The 16,750-nt window shown below is 60.8% G+C and carries 14 protein-coding genes and 1 pseudogene; 8 read left to right on the top strand and 7 right to left on the bottom strand.

The genetic code is table 11. The features are described from left to right. Window positions 1-780: 780 nt before the first annotated feature. The 5 genes and pseudogenes from FHX06_RS29310 to FHX06_RS29290 form a co-directional block, all read left to right on the top strand. Window positions 781-2,241, top strand: a pseudogene (locus FHX06_RS29310) (methyl-accepting chemotaxis protein); the annotation flags it as partial. A gap of 170 nt (window positions 2,242-2,411) precedes the next feature. Next, window positions 2,412-4,232 carry a methyl-accepting chemotaxis protein gene (locus FHX06_RS29305; RefSeq protein ID WP_113211970.1) on the top strand — a complete coding sequence of 607 codons (1,821 nt, stop codon included), beginning with the start codon at window positions 2,412-2,414 and terminating at the stop codon, window positions 4,230-4,232. Window positions 4,233-4,307: 75 nt separating this feature from the next. Further along, complete coding sequence (locus FHX06_RS29300) at window positions 4,308-4,784, top strand: chemotaxis protein CheW (RefSeq protein ID WP_029869063.1); 477 nt, start codon at window positions 4,308-4,310, stop codon at window positions 4,782-4,784. A gap of 32 nt (window positions 4,785-4,816) precedes the next feature. After that, window positions 4,817-5,671, top strand: coding sequence for a CheR family methyltransferase (locus FHX06_RS29295; protein WP_183881804.1), 855 nt, complete (start codon window positions 4,817-4,819; stop codon window positions 5,669-5,671). Window positions 5,672-5,681: 10 nt separating this feature from the next. Beyond that, window positions 5,682-6,779, top strand: a complete 1,098-nt coding sequence (locus tag FHX06_RS29290) for a chemotaxis response regulator protein-glutamate methylesterase (RefSeq protein ID WP_112968827.1) — start codon at window positions 5,682-5,684, stop codon at window positions 6,777-6,779. Window positions 6,780-6,832: 53 nt separating this feature from the next. On the opposite strand, the gene FHX06_RS29285 is transcribed toward FHX06_RS29290, so the two are convergent. Together FHX06_RS29285 and FHX06_RS29280 are read right to left on the bottom strand one after the other, a co-directional pair. Next, the gene (locus FHX06_RS29285) at window positions 6,833-7,573 is read right to left on the bottom strand and encodes a 3-oxoacyl-ACP reductase family protein (RefSeq protein WP_113211972.1); all 741 of its coding nucleotides are present in this window, start codon (window positions 7,571-7,573) and stop codon (window positions 6,833-6,835) included. Window positions 7,574-7,639: 66 nt separating this feature from the next. After that, a complete protein-coding gene (locus FHX06_RS29280; RefSeq protein ID WP_029869240.1) occupies window positions 7,640-8,218 on the bottom strand; it encodes a TetR/AcrR family transcriptional regulator in 579 nt (192 codons plus the stop codon). 212 nt (window positions 8,219-8,430) lie between these two features. Between FHX06_RS29280 and FHX06_RS29275 the strand changes: the two genes are divergently transcribed. From FHX06_RS29275 to FHX06_RS29265, 3 genes are all read left to right on the top strand, one after another. After that, a complete protein-coding gene (locus FHX06_RS29275; protein WP_029869239.1) occupies window positions 8,431-9,231 on the top strand; it encodes an inositol monophosphatase family protein in 801 nt (266 codons plus the stop codon). Between the two features lie 113 nt (window positions 9,232-9,344). After that, the gene (locus tag FHX06_RS29270) at window positions 9,345-10,442 is read left to right on the top strand and encodes a MotA/TolQ/ExbB proton channel family protein (RefSeq protein WP_112545034.1); all 1,098 of its coding nucleotides are present in this window, start codon (window positions 9,345-9,347) and stop codon (window positions 10,440-10,442) included. Window positions 10,443-10,445: 3 nt separating this feature from the next. Continuing rightward, window positions 10,446-11,477 carry a peptidoglycan -binding protein gene (locus tag FHX06_RS29265; protein WP_112545035.1) on the top strand — a complete coding sequence of 344 codons (1,032 nt, stop codon included), beginning with the start codon at window positions 10,446-10,448 and terminating at the stop codon, window positions 11,475-11,477. On the opposite strand, the gene FHX06_RS29260 is transcribed toward FHX06_RS29265, so the two are convergent. The 5 genes from FHX06_RS29260 to FHX06_RS29240 form a co-directional block, all read right to left on the bottom strand. Further along, window positions 11,458-12,708, bottom strand: a complete 1,251-nt coding sequence (locus tag FHX06_RS29260; RefSeq protein ID WP_183881802.1) for an RNA polymerase sigma factor — start codon at window positions 12,706-12,708, stop codon at window positions 11,458-11,460. The genes FHX06_RS29265 and FHX06_RS29260 overlap by 20 nt on opposite strands. Before the next feature lie 7 nt (window positions 12,709-12,715). Beyond that, a complete protein-coding gene (locus tag FHX06_RS29255; RefSeq protein ID WP_112545037.1) occupies window positions 12,716-13,057 on the bottom strand; it encodes a YciI family protein in 342 nt (113 codons plus the stop codon). A 231-nt stretch (window positions 13,058-13,288) separates the two neighbouring features. Beyond that, the gene (locus FHX06_RS29250) at window positions 13,289-13,477 is read right to left on the bottom strand and encodes a YegP family protein (RefSeq protein WP_029869175.1); all 189 of its coding nucleotides are present in this window, start codon (window positions 13,475-13,477) and stop codon (window positions 13,289-13,291) included. Between the two features lie 168 nt (window positions 13,478-13,645). After that, the gene (locus FHX06_RS29245; protein ID WP_183881800.1) at window positions 13,646-14,635 is read right to left on the bottom strand and encodes a Bug family tripartite tricarboxylate transporter substrate binding protein; all 990 of its coding nucleotides are present in this window, start codon (window positions 14,633-14,635) and stop codon (window positions 13,646-13,648) included. A gap of 137 nt (window positions 14,636-14,772) precedes the next feature. Further along, window positions 14,773-16,575: an ABC transporter transmembrane domain-containing protein gene (locus FHX06_RS29240; protein ID WP_183881798.1), complete on the bottom strand. Its 1,803-nt coding sequence runs from the start codon at window positions 16,573-16,575 to the stop codon at window positions 14,773-14,775. Window positions 16,576-16,750 lie beyond the last annotated feature (175 nt).

Genomic DNA, 16,750 nt, shown 5'->3' with positions numbered 1-16,750 from the left:
CGTTGATGCCGTCAGGGGCTCGGCATTCGGCCCCTGACACAGGCTTTCGGTGCCCAGGAACGCCGGAGGCAAGATCGCAACTTCTTCGATAACCGTTTTCGCCTGCCGGAATGTTTTTGCTGCGCGATGCCGCGCCAAGGAAACCACCGGTCCACACTTATTCCGTCGCTTTCAAATAGGGGTATTGCGATGCGCATCACGATCAAGCTCAAGCTCGCGGCCGCATTCGGCTTCGTCATACTGCTGCTAATGGGTAGTGCAGTCTTTGGAATTATCAGCCTCAGTTCGCTGAACGATGCCGTTGGCAACCTGATCGCAGGCCCCTCAAAAAGCCTGGAACTGGCTCTGGAAGCCAAAGCTGCCGAGCTCGATGCCATCAGGTGGCAGAAGAACGCCCTTCTGGAAATGGATCCTGAAACGGCCAAGAAACACTACGAAAACTCGGCAAGGAGCATGGATGAAATGCTCGCGTTTGCGACAGGCGGCCAGCAGATCGCAACGGCTGACAGCAAGCCGACATGGGACAGGCTGATCGAGCTGAGCAAACGTTTCGTTGATGGTTCCAACAAAGTCGCCTTGATCCACGAAAGCGGCGACAGGGCGGGGGCCACGGCTTATTCCGGTGGTGAGGTTCGTGCCATCGTCACGGAGCTGGAAGACGTCTTCACGGCGCTTGTCACGCATCAGCAGAAGGCGATGACCCAGGCCGACGACGATACGGAAACCCTCTATGGCAACACCAGAAACCTGCTGATCGGCATTGCCATCGGCGCTTCCGTCATCGCTTTCGCTGCCGCGCTGTGGATCGCGCTCGGCATCAGCAGCGGTCTGCGCAAGATCATGAATGTCGCCAACGCCGTCGCCATCGGTGATCTAAACCAGAAGGTCGAGATCAAGAGCAATGACGAGATCAAGGATCTGGTGAACACGATCAACGTCATGACGGATAATCTGCGCAATACCGCGGGCATCGCAAACGAGATCTCGAATGGTGACCTCACCGTTACGCCGAAACCGCTCTCTGACAAGGATACGCTCGGCATTGCCATGCTCGGCATGGTGAACAACCTGCGCGCCACCGCCGATATTGCCAACCAGATCGCAGAAGGCGATCTCTCGGTCGAGGTCAAGCCACTTTCAGCTAAGGATACGCTTGGCATCGCGATGCAAAGCATGGTCGCCAACCTTCGCGCCACAGCCGAAATTGCCACCCAGATTGCCGGGGGCGACCTGACAGTCTCTCCGAAGGCGCTCTCGGCCAAGGATACGCTCGGCACCGCGCTGGAACAGATGGTGGAGCGCCTGCGCGACGTCGTTGCTGATGCAATTGCGGCCGCCGAGAATGTTTCGGCCGGCAGCCAGGAGCTTTCGGCGAGTTCGGAGCAGGTGTCGCAGGGCGCCACCGAGCAGGCCTCTGCGGCCGAGGAAGCCTCCTCCTCAATGGAGGAGATGGCCGCTAACATCAAACAGAACGCCGACAACGCCGCCCAGACGGAAAAGATCGCGCGTCAATCTGCCAAGGATGCCGAGATGAGCGGAAGCGCCGTTTCCCGCGCTGTCGAGGCCATGCGTACGATCGCCCAGAAGATCAGCATCGTTCAGGAAATCGCTCGCCAGACCGATCTGCTCGCCCTCAATGCTGCGGTCGAGGCCGCCCGTGCCGGCGAACATGGCAAGGGCTTTGCGGTCGTCGCTTCCGAAGTTCGAAAGCTTGCCGAACGCAGCCAGTCGGCAGCAGCGGAAATCAGCGCCATGTCGAGCGATACCGTCACGGCCGCCCAGGAGGCTGGCGATATGCTCGGCCGCCTGGTGCCTGATATCAGGAAGACCGCGGAACTCGTGGCGGAGATCAGTTCGGCATGCCGCGAGCAGGATGTCGGTGCGTCGCAGATCAACGAGGCGATCCAGCAGCTCGACAAGGTAACCCAGCAGAATGCGGGCGCTTCCGAGCAGATGTCTGCGACGTCGGAAGAGCTCGCCGCCCAGGCCGAGGAACTGCAGACCTCCATCGCCTTCTTCAAGGTGGATACGGCAGGTGGCAAGGCAATGGCGGCGAGTGGCCGCCAGGGCCGCTTACCAGCCGCCAAGGTGACTACGCGCAGCCCGGCGCCGTCTGCAGCCCGTAAGGCAGCTTCCGCCAACGGCGTTGTTGCTCAGCAGGCCCGCGCCAAAGGCTTTGCTCTCGATATGTCCATGGGCGGACCGGACACGACTGACGATGATTTCCGGGAAAGTGCTTAGGCGCTTCCCCGCGGACAGATGTCGGGGCCGCAGCAACAGCGGCCCCGTTATGGCCGGCGCATGGACGCGTCGGGACACACCGGCCCAGCCGGCAACGCATGAAGCGTTTTTACGGCGGCACAATGTGTCATTTCGCGGGATATCCGCAGCAGTCCTGAAGGGGTCTTGGAATGCGCTTCACGATCAAACTCAAACTGAGCCTGGTGTTCGGTTTCATCGTTCTCCTGACCTGTGCAATGGCCGGTCTTTCGATCTACAATCTCTCGTCGCTCAATGACGACATCTCAGTCATGGTTGCCGGCCCGGTCGCCAACCTGCGTGACTCCGGTGATCTCTCCGATGCGGTGATGCGCTCGATCCGTTCCGAAAAGGACGCGATCATCAATACGGATCCGACGAAGATCACCGGCTATGTCGACGAAATCTCCCAGAGCCGCGATCAGATCAAGACACTGCAGGCGCGTCTTGCTGCATCGCCAGATCCGGATATCCGCAACAGCATGAGCGAATTCGGCGATCTCTACGGCAAATGGACGTCCCTGCAGGACCGTGTTGCCGATCTCGCCAGGCAGAATACCAATGAATCCAACACGCAAGCCGGCGCTATTTCGATGGGCGAAGGCCAGCAGGTTACGAACCAGCTTCTCGCCATCCTCTCGAAGCTGAACGATACGGTGACGGGCAATGTCGGCGAGACCGACGCGGCCACCAACGAACAATATGCGCAGTCACGCAACATGCTCATCTTGATGACGATCGGCCTGATCGTCGTATCCTCGGCAGCTGCGATCTGGATCCTGCTCAACATCTCGCGCGGCCTGAAACGCGCCGTTCAGCTTGCAGATGCCGTCAGCATTGGTGACCTCGAACAGAATATCGATCACAAGAGCAACGACGAAATTCGCGACCTGGTCAATTCCATGTCGAGGATGACCGGCAACCTGCGTAACACGGCGCAGATTGCCAACCAGATCTCGAACGGCGACCTTACGGTTTCTCCGAAGCCCCTGTCGGAGAAGGATACGCTGGGCATTGCTCTGGAGCAGATGGTCGAACGTCTGCGCGGTGTTGTTGCCGACGCGATTGCTGCGGCCGAAAACGTCTCGTCCGGCAGCCAGGAGCTTTCGGCGAGCTCCGAACAGGTGTCGCAGGGTGCGACCGAACAGGCGGCTTCGGCTGAAGAGGCTTCCGCTTCGATGGAGGAGATGGCCTCCAACATCAAGCAGAATGCCGATAACGCTGCCCAGACGGAGAAGATCGCCCGCCAATCGGCCAAGGATGCTGAACTGTCGGGTGAAGCGGTCAACCGCGCTGTTGCGGCCATGCGCACGATTGCCGAGAAGATTGGCATCGTTCAGGAAATTGCCCGTCAGACCGACCTGCTTGCTCTAAACGCTGCGGTCGAAGCCGCGCGGGCCGGCGAACATGGCAAGGGTTTTGCGGTCGTCGCTTCGGAAGTGCGCAAGCTTGCCGAACGCAGCCAGTCGGCCGCCGCTGAAATCAGTGCGATGTCCGGCGATACGGTCAAGTCCGCGCAGGAGGCCGGCGACATGCTCGGCCGCCTGGTTCCGGATATCCGCAAGACGGCCGAACTGGTCTCCGAGATCAGTGCGGCCTGCCGCGAGCAGGATATTGGCGCAGCCCAGATCAACGAAGCAATCCAGCAGCTCGACAAGGTGACCCAGCAGAATGCCGGCGCCTCAGAAGAGATGTCGGCAACGTCGGAAGAACTGGCGACCCAGGCTGAGGAACTGCAGGCCTCGATCGCCTTCTTCAAGGTCGACATGGCCGGCAACCGCCTGTCGCACGCTCCTGCTGCCAAGGTCACGGTTCGCACGCCGGCTCCGGCTGCAGCTCGCAAGCCGGTCGCCAAGAAGGCCGCGCCCGCCAACACGGTTTCTGCCCAGCAGGCACGCGCCAAGGGCTTTGCTCTGGACATGTCGATGGGCGGTCCCGACGAGGGGGATGCCGAGTTCAAGGAAAGCGCCTGAGTATCAGGTCCTTCCAATATATTAACAGGCGTCCCCGATAATGGGGCCGCCCGAATCCAAGGAAAGCGGTTGATCATGGCGACAACATCTCTGGAAGCTCAATTCGTGACCTTCAGCCTCGGCGAGGAGATCTTCGCCGTTCCGGTGGAGGTGGTGCGCGAAATCCTCGACTACGCCGAAGCGTTCAAGATTCCGAACGGTCCCGACTATCTGCTCGGTCTGCGCGATGTGCGCGGACAGGGCGTCCCGACGATCGACCTGCGCCTGAAGCTCGGCATGTCGAAGACGGTGCCGACGCCGCATACGCGTGTGCTGGTTCTCGACGTTCCCATGGAAAATCGCCTTCTGACGCTCGGCCTCGTTGCCGACCGCGTTTTCGAAGTGACACCGTTCCGCCGCGACCAGATCGAAGCTGCGCCCGATATCGGCGTACGCTGGCGATCGGATTACATTGCAGGCGTGGTGCGTCGTGAGAACGGCTTCGTTGTCATCGTCGACCTTGCCCGGCTTCTGTCGCGCGAGGACGCCTCTGTCCTGCAATCGGCCGCCTGAGGCCCTCAAGACTACCCGGAGTGTTGCGTGTTATGAGTATGGCAGCGGTAGAAGCCCAGTTGCCGGGCGACAGGATCAGCAAGCGTAATTTCGACAAGCTGGCGCGGTTCATCTACGACTATAGCGGCATCAAGATGCCGCCGACGAAGCTGACGATGCTGGAGGGTCGGCTGCGCCGGCGCCTGCGCGCCACGCGCCATGCGAGCTTCGACGATTATTGCGATTTCCTGTTCAACGAGGGTGGTCTCGATCAGGAGACCATCTACCTGATCGATGTCGTAACGACCAACAAGACCGACTTCTTCCGGGAAGCCAAGCATTTCGAGTATATGCAGACCGTCGCCCTGCCGACGCTCGCCGACAGCGGCCTGCGCACGATCCGCACATGGAGTTCTGCGTGCTCGACCGGTGCCGAACCCTACACGATGGCAATGGTGCTGGCCGAATTCGTCGGGGGCCGCAGCGATGTGTCCTACAATGTGCTGGCGACGGATCTCTCCACCGATGTCCTGCAGACCGCGCGCCGGGGTATTTATGCGGAAGATCTGGTCGCCCCGGTGCCGCGCGACCTGCAGAAGAAATATGTTATGGTTGCCAAGCAGCAGGGCCGCCGTGAAGTTCGGATTTCGCCGAAGCTGCGCAGCCGTGTCGGCTTCGCCCGCATGAACCTGATGGATGAGAAATATCCTATTGGCGACATGATGCACCTGATCTTTTGCCGCAACGTGCTGATCTACTTCGACAAGCAGACGCAGGCCGGTGTGCTCACCCGTCTCTGCGGCTGCCTGGCGAAAGGCGGTTACATGTTTATCGGTCACTCGGAATCGATTACCGGCTTCGACCTTCCCCTGAAGCAGGTTTCGAACACGGTGTTCCAGCGCATCTGAGAGGGGTCCTATGGCCAAAAAAGTCCGCGTCCTCATCATCGACGATTCCGCCAGCGTCAGGCAGACGCTGACACGGGTTCTGGAAGAAGACCCGGAGATCGAAGTCATGGCCGTCGCCTCCGATCCATTCATGGCGGCGCGCAAGATCCAGGAAGAGATCCCTGACGTCATCACCCTGGATGTCGAGATGCCGCGCATGGATGGCATCACCTTCCTGCGAAAGCTCATGTCGCAACGACCGATTCCGGTCGTCATGTGCTCCTCGCTGACGGAGGCGGGTTCGGAAACTCTGCTGCAGGCGCTTGAGGCGGGTGCCGTCGATATCATCCTGAAATCGAAGATCGGAGCGGCGGATAGCCTGGCAGACGATGCCATGCGCATCCGCGAAGTGGTCAAGAGCGCTTCGCATGCGCGGCTTGCCAATACGCGCCGTGCTGCGGGAAGCGTCCGCTCGGCCTCGGCGGAAGGCCCGGCCAAGAAGCTGACGGCCGATGCGATGCTGCCGCCGCCAAGCGGTCGGGCAATGGCGAAGACAACTGAAATGGTCGTCTGCGTCGGTGCTTCTACGGGCGGAACGGAAGCCCTGCGCGAATTTCTGGAAGCGCTGCCGGCCAATGCGCCAGGCATGGTCATCGTCCAGCACATGCCGGAGAAGTTCACCGCAGCATTCGCCAAACGTCTCAACGGTCTCTGTGAAGTCGAGGTCAAGGAGGCGGCCGATGGTGATCCGGTGTTGCGCGGTCACGTGCTGATCGCGCCGGGCGACAAGCACATGCTGTTGGAGCGTCAGGGCGCGCGATATTACGTATCCGTCAAACCCGGCCCGCTGGTTTCCCGCCACCGTCCGTCCGTTGATGTGCTGTTCCGTTCCGCTGCCCGTTCTGCGGGGTCGAACGCGATGGGGATCATCATGACGGGAATGGGGGACGATGGTGCGCGCGGCATGCTGGAAATGCATCAGGCCGGCGCCTACACGGTTGCCCAGGACGAGGCGAGTTCGGTCGTCTTCGGCATGCCGAAGGAAGCGATCGCCAAGGGCGGCGTCGACCGTATCCTGCCGCTCGACCAGATCGCCCGCGAAGTGCTGATCACACAGCAGAAGTCTTGAATTCCGAATTGAATGCAAGAGCGGCAGCGCATCGCGCCGCCGCTCTTGTGGCTTCAGGCGAGATATCCGCCATCGATCGTCAGACTGGCGCCGGTGATGAAGGACGCTTCCGGGCTCGCGAGATAGGCGGCGAAGCTGGCGATTTCCTTATCCTCGCCGATGCGCCCGAGCGCCATCAATTGCTTCAGTCGCTCATGGCCTGTCTCGTCCGAGTTCATGTCCGTGGCCGTCGGGCCTGGCTGGATATTGTTCACGGTAATACCGCGCGGGCCGAGATCGCGCGCAAGGCCACGTGTCATGGCAGCGACCGCCCCCTTGGTCATGGCATAGACCGATGAGGTCGGAAAGCCGCTGCGGTCGGCGACAATGCTGCCGATGGTGATGACGCGTCCGCCCTCTTTCATGTGGCGCACGGCAGCCTGCGTGCCCGCGAAGACGGCGCGGACATTGACTGCGAACATGCGGTCGAAGTCTTCGAGGGGAAAATTCTCTACTGAATTCAGCATGAGAATTCCGGCGCTATTGACGAGAATATCGATGCCGCCGAATGCCGAGACGGTCTGATCGATCGCGTTCTGGACGGCTTTCGGATCGGCGCTGTCAGCCTTGATGGCCAGTGCTTTCGCGCCCTTCGTCTCGATTTCGGCAACGATGGCCTTCGCCTTATCGTCGGAAGCGGAATAGGTGAAGGCAACGGCCGCGCCGTCGCTGCTGAGACGGCGGACGATTGCGGCACCGATTCCGCGCGAGCCGCCGGTTACGAGGGCGATCTTGCCGGCAAGTGGTTGGGACATTGTAGTTCCTTTCTGGATTATTTAGTCTAGAATTGAGCATGCGGAATCGAGTTTGGACTTCAGGTTTTACCGGAGGCTTCGAATGGCGAGACGGGCTATACCGCGGAGCGCTTCAGGGGAGGCACCGTTGCGCGCACTGACCTTCATGCCTGAGAGGGTCGAGCCAAGGAACTGCACGGCATCGGTGGTATCGACTTCATCTGCGACCTCGCCCCGTTTCTTTCCTTCCTCAAGGATCGTCTTCACGGCGGATGAAAGCCGGCGGGATGCCTGGTCGGTCAGATCGGAGATTTCACTGTCCGTCCGTCCGAACTCGCATACGGCGCTGACGCCGAGGCAGCCACGGCCAGCTTCGGTCTCGGGGCGGGAGGCAAAGGCGATGAGCGTCTCCTCCAAGGCTTCCAATGGTGTCGTATCGCGGCCCAGGTCGGCCACGAGTTGAGAGACGCTGTCGGTATTGTAGCGGTCGAGCGCTGCCAGATAGAGGCTGCGCTTGTCGCCGAAAGTATCGTACATGCTTTGCCGGCTGATCTTCATGGCCGACAGCAACGCATCAGTCGAGGTCCCCTCGTAGCCGTGTTCGGCGAACACGGTGATGGCCGCCTTGAGCGCTGTGTCGCGATCGAATTCCTTATGCCTTGCCATGACGCCTCAATAATCTTTCCAGACTGATCTGTCCAGAATAATTTGGGAACTATCCTTTGCTGTTGCAACCCCGCCATGCGGCATTCCCCTTGAAATTTTCCTGATTTTGTGGTCTTGAGGCCGCCAATCTATGCAGCGCTGTCGCTTTCGGCGTTCAGGGACATATCCCGCCCCTGACAGCGCGTCCCGTATTATCCAAGGAAAATGCCCACATGGCCCGTTCAGCTCTTCTCAATGTCATGGTTCAGGCTGCCATCAAGGCAGGCAAGTCGCTGGGGCGTGATTTCGGGGAAGTGCAGAACCTGCAGGTATCGGTGAAGGGACCGGGCGACTTCGTTTCGAATGCCGACCGCAAGGCAGAGAAGATCGTCAAGGAGGAGCTTCTCAAGGCTCGTCCGACCTATGGCTTCCTTGGCGAGGAGAGCGAAGAGATCAAGGGTACCGACGGTGCGCACCGCTGGATCGTCGATCCGCTCGACGGCACGACCAACTTCCTGCATGGTATCCCGGCCTTTGCCGTTTCCATCGCGCTCGAGCGCAACAACGAGATCGTCGCAGGCGTGGTCTTCAATCCGGCGACGGACGAGCTCTACACGGCAGAGCGTGGCGGTGGCGCATTCCTCAATGACCGCCGCCTGCGTGTCGCCTCGCGCCGGGTGCTTTCCGACAGCGTCATCGGTTGCGGTGTGCCGCATCTCGGCCGTGGCAATCACGGCAAGTTCCTGATCGAACTCCGCCACGTCATGGGCGAAGTCGCTGGCATTCGCCGCATGGGTGCAGTCTCGCTCGATCTTGCCTATGTGGCCGCCGGCCGTTTTGACGGCTTCTGGGAAACGGCACTGTCGCCCTGGGACATGGCAGCCGGCATTCTGCTCATCCGCGAAGCTGGCGGTTTTGCGACCGACTGGGATGGCGGCGCGTCGATCCTGGAGACGGGCTCGATCATCGCCGGCAACGAGCATATCCAGAAGGCGCTGATGGAAGTCGTCAAGCGACCGGTTCCGACCCGCTGACGGGTATCGGAAACAGGCTGTTGTAAAGTCCCGCTTTTCCGCGGTGCATACTTCAATTCGGCACAATGTTGATCTAGTCTCCGGCTGCAATGAATCCGGAGGCCGAGGAACCTATGGAAAATGTGAATGCGGCCGAGTTCGGCTCCACTGAGAAGACGGCCGGTGGCTACGCCTACAAACTCTCCAGTCCCATGTCGTTCTTCTGGACGATGGTGTTGTTCCTTATCATCGTCGGCTTCATAGCAGCGATCCTGTTCCGCCAGACTCAAACCGCCTTCATGCACAATCCGGGCCTCAACGGCCTCATCCTCGGTGTTCTTGCCGTTGGAATCATTCTCGTTTTTAATCACGTGCTGTCGCTTCGTCCGGAAGTGCGCTGGTTCAATTCCTTCCGCGCCGCAGGCAGCGTCGAGAAGGTGAACCGCAATCCGCGGCTGCTCGCGCCGATGAGGGCGCTGATCGGCAACCGCAAGTCGGGTGTTGCATTGTCGACCACGGCGCTGCGCTCCATTCTGGATTCCATTGCCAACCGCCTCGACGAATCGCGCGACGTTTCGCGCTATCTGATCGGCCTGCTCGTCTTCCTCGGCCTGCTCGGTACCTTCTGGGGTCTTATCGGCACGATCGGCTCGATCAGCTCGGTCATCCAGTCTCTCGATGCCGGTTCGAACGGCACGGGCGATGTACTCTCGACGCTTAAGGAGGGGCTCGCGACACCACTGTCCGGCATGGGCCAGGCCTTCTCGTCCTCGCTGCTCGGTCTTTCGGGTTCGCTGATCCTCGGTTTCCTCGATCTGCAGGCCGGGCGTGCACAGAACCGTTTCTATACGGAGCTGGAGAACTGGCTCTCCTCTGTTACCGATGTCGGCTCGGATATTCCGGTGCCGGCGCTCGATGGCGTCTCCGGCGGCTCGTCGGAAGATATGAAGGCGCTTTCGGAATATCTGCGCAAGGTTGCCGAAGACGGTGGCCCCACAAGCCAACGGTCGGTTGCCGCCATGGCAAGCCTTGCCGAAGGCATCCAGGGCCTCGTCAAGAACATGCGCAACGAGCAGCAGATGCTACGCGACTGGATCGAAGTGCAGCAGGACGAAGCGAAGGCGATGCGGCGTACGCTCGACCGGCTGGCCGAGCGCATTGGCGTGCATGACCGCGGCAGCGACAGAGCGCGGGAACGATCCGGCCAGGTCGAAAAGAGCGAGGGCAAGTAAGCCATGCCTCTTGGCCGCAACCGTCGCCACCAACGCGCGGTGGACTACTGGCCGGGCTTCGTCGATGCGCTGTCGACGCTGCTCATCGCCATCATGTTCATTCTCACGGTATTCGTTGTCGGCCAGTTCATTCTCAGTCGCGAAATCAGCGGTCGGGACGAAGTGCTGACGCGTCTGAACGGCCAGATCAACGAGCTCACGCAGTTGCTGGCGCTGGAAAAGGGCAGCAATCAGGACCTTCAGGATTCCGTCGCCAATCTGCAGGCGTCACTTGCGAGTGCAGAGGGCGAGCGAACGCGGTTACAAGCGTTACTCAGCGCTGGTGCTGGCGGGCAGGATGCGGCAAAGCAGCAGATCGGAACGCTGACGCAGCAGCTTGATGAGCAGAAGCAGGTGAGCGACCGTGCCCTCAGCCAGGTAGAGCTCCTCAACCAGCAGATTGCGGCATTGCGCAGCCAGATCGCTGCTGTCGAGGCAGCACTGCAGGCTTCCGAAGAGAAGGACCAAACGTCGCAGACAAAGATCGCCGATCTCGGACGCCGCCTGAACGTGGCGCTGGCTGCGCGCGTGCAGGAACTCAACCGCTACCGGTCGGACTTCTTCGGACGTCTGCGCGAAATCCTGTCGGATCGCGAGAACATCCGTGTCGTCGGCGACCGTTTCGTCTTCCAATCTGAAGTCCTGTTTCCATCCGGCGGCGCCGACCTCAATCCGGATGGCCAGACGGAAATGGCAAAGCTTGCCGCCGCGCTGCTTGACCTCGCCAAGGAAATTCCGCCTGAAATCAACTGGGTGCTGCGCGTCGATGGCCATACGGACAATGTCGCGCTCTCAGGCTCAGGTCGTTACCGGGACAACTGGGAGCTTTCATCCGCCCGCGCGATTTCGGTCGTGAAGTTCCTGATCGCGCAGGGTGTGCCCGCAGACCGGCTCGTTGCGGCAGGTTTTGGCGAATTCCAGCCGATCGCACCGGGCGATACCCCGGAGGCGCGTGCCACCAACCGTCGTATCGAGCTCAAGCTGACCGAGAAATAACGGCTTGAAGCTTGCCAGCGAGGAAGGTGCGGACGGCGGGACTGTCGCTGAGGCCGATCGCCATCCTGTAGGCTTCTGCCGCGGCATCGCTTTCACCGAGGTCTGCCAATAGATGTCCCCGCACGGCCCAGTAAGGCTGGTAGCTGGCGACGCCCCGTCGTTCCAGCCCGTCCAACAGGGCGATGGCCGGAGCCGCGCCGTCGACCCTGCCAATGACGGCGGCATGACTGACCTTTGAGCCCAGTGTCGGTTTCATCTCGATGAGCGCCCGGTAGAGGGTAATGAGCGCCTTCCAGTCCGTCGTGCCCGTCCGGCGACGCGTAGCGTGGACGGACTGGATCGCCGCCTGGCACTGGAACGGACCGAAACGGTCGAAGGTGCCCGCCTTGCGCAGCAACGTATCGGCTTCCGCCAGCATGATTTCGTTCCAGAGACCGGTATCCTGCTCCTCAAGCGGTATGTAGGTGCGATCGGCATCACGCCGTGCGCGCCTTCTCGCCTCGCAATAAAGCATCAATGAGAGGAGCCCGATAACCTCCGGCTGCTCAGGCAGCATGGTCATGAGAGCGCGGCCAAGCCAGATCGCCTCGCCGGTCAAACCTGTGCGATTGTCTTCCTCGCCATCGAGCCCGTCCCAGCCGAGCCCATAGGCGGCATAGATTGCCGAGAGTACGCCCGCCAGCCGATCGGTCAGGATCTGCCGCTCAGGGATGGCGAACGGAATGCCGGCGTCGCGGATCTTGATCTTGGCCCGCACCAGGCGCTGGCTCATGGCATCCGGCGAGATTACGAAGGCTTGTGCGATTGTCTTCGCGTCAATGCCGAGCACCGTCTGAAGCATCAGCGGCGTGTGAACGGACCGATCGATTGCTGGATGTGTACAGGCAAAAAGCAGCTTCAGCCGCTCATCGGAAAAGTCTGCGTTTCGTGCATCGTTCAAACGCTCCTCAGCTTCCTCGATGGCCAGCGCAATCGTTTCACTGGCATTATCGTGCACGGTTCGGTGACGGGCAGCCTGAATGAGGTTGCGGCGGGCTGCGGTGAGCAGCCAGCCCTCGGGATTGTCGGGAATACCGCGCTCGGGCCAGACCCGCAACGCAGCCGCCAGCGCATCAGACAAGGCATCCTCCGCTGCCGGAACATCGCGGGAGCGAGCGGCAAGAAAGGCGATGAGCTTGCCATAGGATTGCCGTGCCACCCTTTCGGCGACACGGCCCGCATCTGATGTCACAACGGCCTCACGCGAATTGCAGCCGCGGCCGTACTTCCACCGAACCCCATTCGGAGACGGGCACGCGCGTGGCCCATTCGAGCGCGGCATCGAGATCTGGTACCTCGATCACGTAGAAGCCGCCAAGCTGTTCCTTGCCTTCCGGATAGGGACCATCCTGCACATCATGGTCCTCGCCTTTCCGACGTACGATCGTGCCGGTCTCAGGCGGGGTCAGGCCGGCGCCGGCGGTCAAGATCCCTGCCTGCACCAGGGCTTTGGTGTAGGCCGTCCAGCCATCGCGATAGGCGGGGTCGTTACGGCGGACAAAGTCTTCTGCAGATTCACGGATGATAAGTGCGTATTGCATCGGAAACTCCTGATCCTCTGATGGGTTTGACCGGGCAAGCAGCATGTAAGGCCGAATTTGCCCAAGCTGCAATGCTTCGGTGGCGCGGCTTCGAGCCGTTCCGAAACAATGAGGTCTCAGTCGTCTTCATTTCGACATTGCGGCCGAAAAAAATCGATCACACCGAAATGGGCGCGAGAAATTCGCTGAGCGGGAGGTGCTGGAGGCGACTGATGCCGCCTCCGCTTCCAGTCAAGCGTCCGCCTTTGTCTGATCCACCACTTCCGCGCCGGGCGAATTCTTCTTGATGGATTCGATGGCGTTCACCGCGGATGCTTTCGCCTTGTAGCCTTCGGACGAGAACATGGTCTCGCCGTTCGACGCCTTGAAGCGGAAGCGGAATTCACCGGCCTTATCCTTGTAAACTTCAAATCTGTACATGGATCCCTCCTGGTAAGCTGAAATCGTGCATCAGCTTTCAGAAGGCTAGCCCAGAATTGTGAGCTTTTCCACCACCTTAATTAGAATTCCATTGTATGGCGTCCAATTGCCGCCGGTTGGATCGGGCGCGAGAGAAGGGCTGGCCGCATGCTGTCCCTTTCGCAAAGATCATTCCATCTGGATATGGGCGCCGTCTACGACCGGTTTCCATTTCGCAAGCTCGGCCTTCACATGGGCGCCGAGTTCCTCCGGTGTCGAGCCGACGATGGTTGCACTAAATTCCTTCATCCGCCCGGCGACGGCCGGATCGGTCAGCGCCTTGTTGGCGGAGGCGTTGAGGCGAGTGATCACATCGGCCGGTGTGTTGGCCGGCGCAAAGAGTGCGTTCCACGTATAGGTCTCGTATCCTGGAATGCCGGATTCCGCGATAGTCGGGATATCAGGGAAGGATGGCGCGCGTTCGGCGGTCGTGACGGCGAGTGCCCGGAGCGTACCGGCCTTGATGTGGCTCGACGACGAGGGCAGGTTGTCGAACATGATCGGTACCTGATTGCCGATGACGTCGTTCAATGCGGGCCCGGCGCCCTTGTAGGGGATATGCTGCATGTCGACGCCCGCCATGCTCTTAAAAAGTTCGCCGGAAAGATGCAGCGGCGTGCCGTTACCGGATGAAGCATAACTGTATTTGTCCGGATCGGCTTTCAGGAGCGCAATCAACTCCTGCACATTTTTTGCGGGCAGCTCCGGATTGACCACCAGGACATTGGGAACAACCACGAGCAATGAAACCGGCGCGAAATCCTTTTCGGCATCATAGGGCGTCGATTTCAGGATCAGCGGATTGAGGGCGTGGGTGGCGACGGTGCCCATCAGGATCGTATAGCCATCCGGCGCGGCGCGCGCGACGTTATCAGCGCCGAGATTGCCGCCGGCTCCCGCAACATTCTGCACGATGACCTGCTGGCCGAGATCTTCGGACATTTTCTGCGCGACGATACGCGCGACGACGTCAGTCGAGCCTCCGGCGGCGAACGGCACGACCATGGTTATGGAACGATCTGGAAAAGTCTGGGCTGATGCGGCCGTACCAGTCGCGGCTGTGATCAGGCCAAGTCCAAGTGCCACACTTATGCGACTGAGAATATCAGAAAGCGCCATTCGAATCTCCTCCCACCGATTTCAACAGCAAAGACCCCTACCTTGGGCATGGGAAGGTTAGGGCAGGTTCCAGCAAAGGCAACCGAGCGGGAAGGCTGTCGCGATCAGACTTTAGTCGCGATGGGGGTATGAGGCAGCTATTTGGCGGCTGCCAGCACATCCTCGTTGGCCGCATCGAATTGCAGGCGGGCGAGTTTCGCATAGATGCCGCCGTTTCGGATCAGGCTCTGATGCGTGCCCTCCTCTACGACACGTCCCTGATCCATGACGAGAATGCGGTCGGCCTTGAGAACAGTGGCGAGACGGTGGGCGATGACAACAGTGGTGCGGCCATGCATGAGCCCGTCAAGCGCTCTCTGCACAAGCGTTTCGCTCTCGGCATCAAGCGCCGAAGTCGCCTCGTCCAGCAGCAGGATCGGCGCGTTTTTCAGGATCGCGCGGGCAATGGCGATGCGCTGGCGCTGGCCGCCGGACAGTGTGACACCGCGTTCGCCGACCTGCGTCTCGTAAGCCTTTTCCAGCCGGTTGATGAATTCATCGGCCTGTGCTGCGATTGCCGCTGCGCGAACCTGCTCGCGCGTCGCGCCATGAACGCCAAAAGCGATGTTATCATGGATCGAGGAGGCGAAGATGGTCACATCCTGTGGCACGATGGCGATGCGCTGGCGCAAGGCGTCCGGATCGGCCTGGCGGGCGTCGACGCCATCGATCTTCACGCTGCCCTGTTGCGGATCGTAGAAGCGGAGCAAGAGCGAAAAGACGGTGCTCTTGCCGGCGCCGGATGGGCCGACGATCGCAACCGTTTCGCCCGGCAGGACCGTGAAATCCAAGCCATGCAGAGCTGACCTGCCGGGACGGGATGGATAGGCGAAATGCACGCCGTCAAATTCCACGCGGCCCTGGGCGGGCGAGGGGAGTGGCTGCGGGTTTGCGGGGGCGGCGATCGGCGAGACTTCATCGAGAAGCTCGGTCAGGCGGTCAGCGGCACCGGCTGCCTGCGAAAGCTCGCCCCAGACTTCCGACAGTGCACCGAGCGAGCCGGCTGCGATGACCGCATAGAGCAGGAACTGGCCGAGCGTGCCGGCCGAAAGTGTACCGGCGAGGACGCTGTGGGCGCCAAACCAGAGAACGGCTACCACGCTGCCGAAAATGAGGGTGATGGCGATGCCCGTCAGCAGGGCGCGGGAGGAAACGGCAGAACGTGCGGCCTGATAGGCGGATTCCACAGCCGAGCCGTAGCGGTCCGCTGCAATGGTTTCGGCGTTGAAGGCTTGCACGGTGCGGGTTGCGGCGATCGTCTCATTGGCGAAGGCGGAAGCTTCTGCCAGCGTATCCTGTGCGGCGCGGGAGCGCTTGCGCACCGAACGGCCGCCGGCAACAAGCGGAAAGACGATGACGGGGATCGCGACGATGACGAGGCTGGAAAGCTTTGGCGAGGTGACGATCATCATGCCGAGCGCGCCGATACAGAGGATCAAGTTGCGAAGCGCCACGGAAGCGGTGGCGCCGACGGCGGATTTGATCTGCGTGGTATCGGCCGTCAGCCGCGAGACGATCTCGCCCGACTGGTTGACGTCGAAGAAAGAGGGCGAGAGCCGCGTGACATGCGAGAAGACATCGCGGCGCAGATCCGAAACGATGCGCTCCCCAATGGTGATGACGAAATAGTAGCGCAGAGCGCTGGCAATCGCGAGCACGATGGCCATGATCATCATCATGGCGAAATAGCTGTTGATGAAGGTGCCGTCGGCCTGCGTGAAGCCGTGGTCGATCATGCGGCGCACGGCGAGCGGTATGGCAAGCGAAGTCACGGCCGCCAGCGCCAGCGCAATCAGGGCACCGGCCACCATGCCACGATAGCGTGCCACATAAGGTGTCAACCTGCCGAGCGGCTTCAGCGAACGCGACCTCTTCTCCCCAAGTTCTGCCTGCTCTGCCAAATTGTCTCCGATCGCCCTCAAAGACCGCGTATTGCGGCTCCTTGGCCCTTGTTATCCCTGCGCCCTTCATGTATAGGCACCGCATCCTAATGGGAAGCCGTAGCCTTCACGACTGCGGCTTCATTTATTCAATCGGTTCTTCCGCCGCAACTGTCTGCGGCAAATTGGACCTCGG

The sequence above is a fragment of the Rhizobium sp. BK512 genome, assembly GCF_014194915.1.
In the GTDB taxonomy this organism is placed as follows: domain Bacteria; phylum Pseudomonadota; class Alphaproteobacteria; order Rhizobiales; family Rhizobiaceae; genus Rhizobium.
This window is presented reverse-complemented; position numbering and strand designations above follow the sequence as displayed.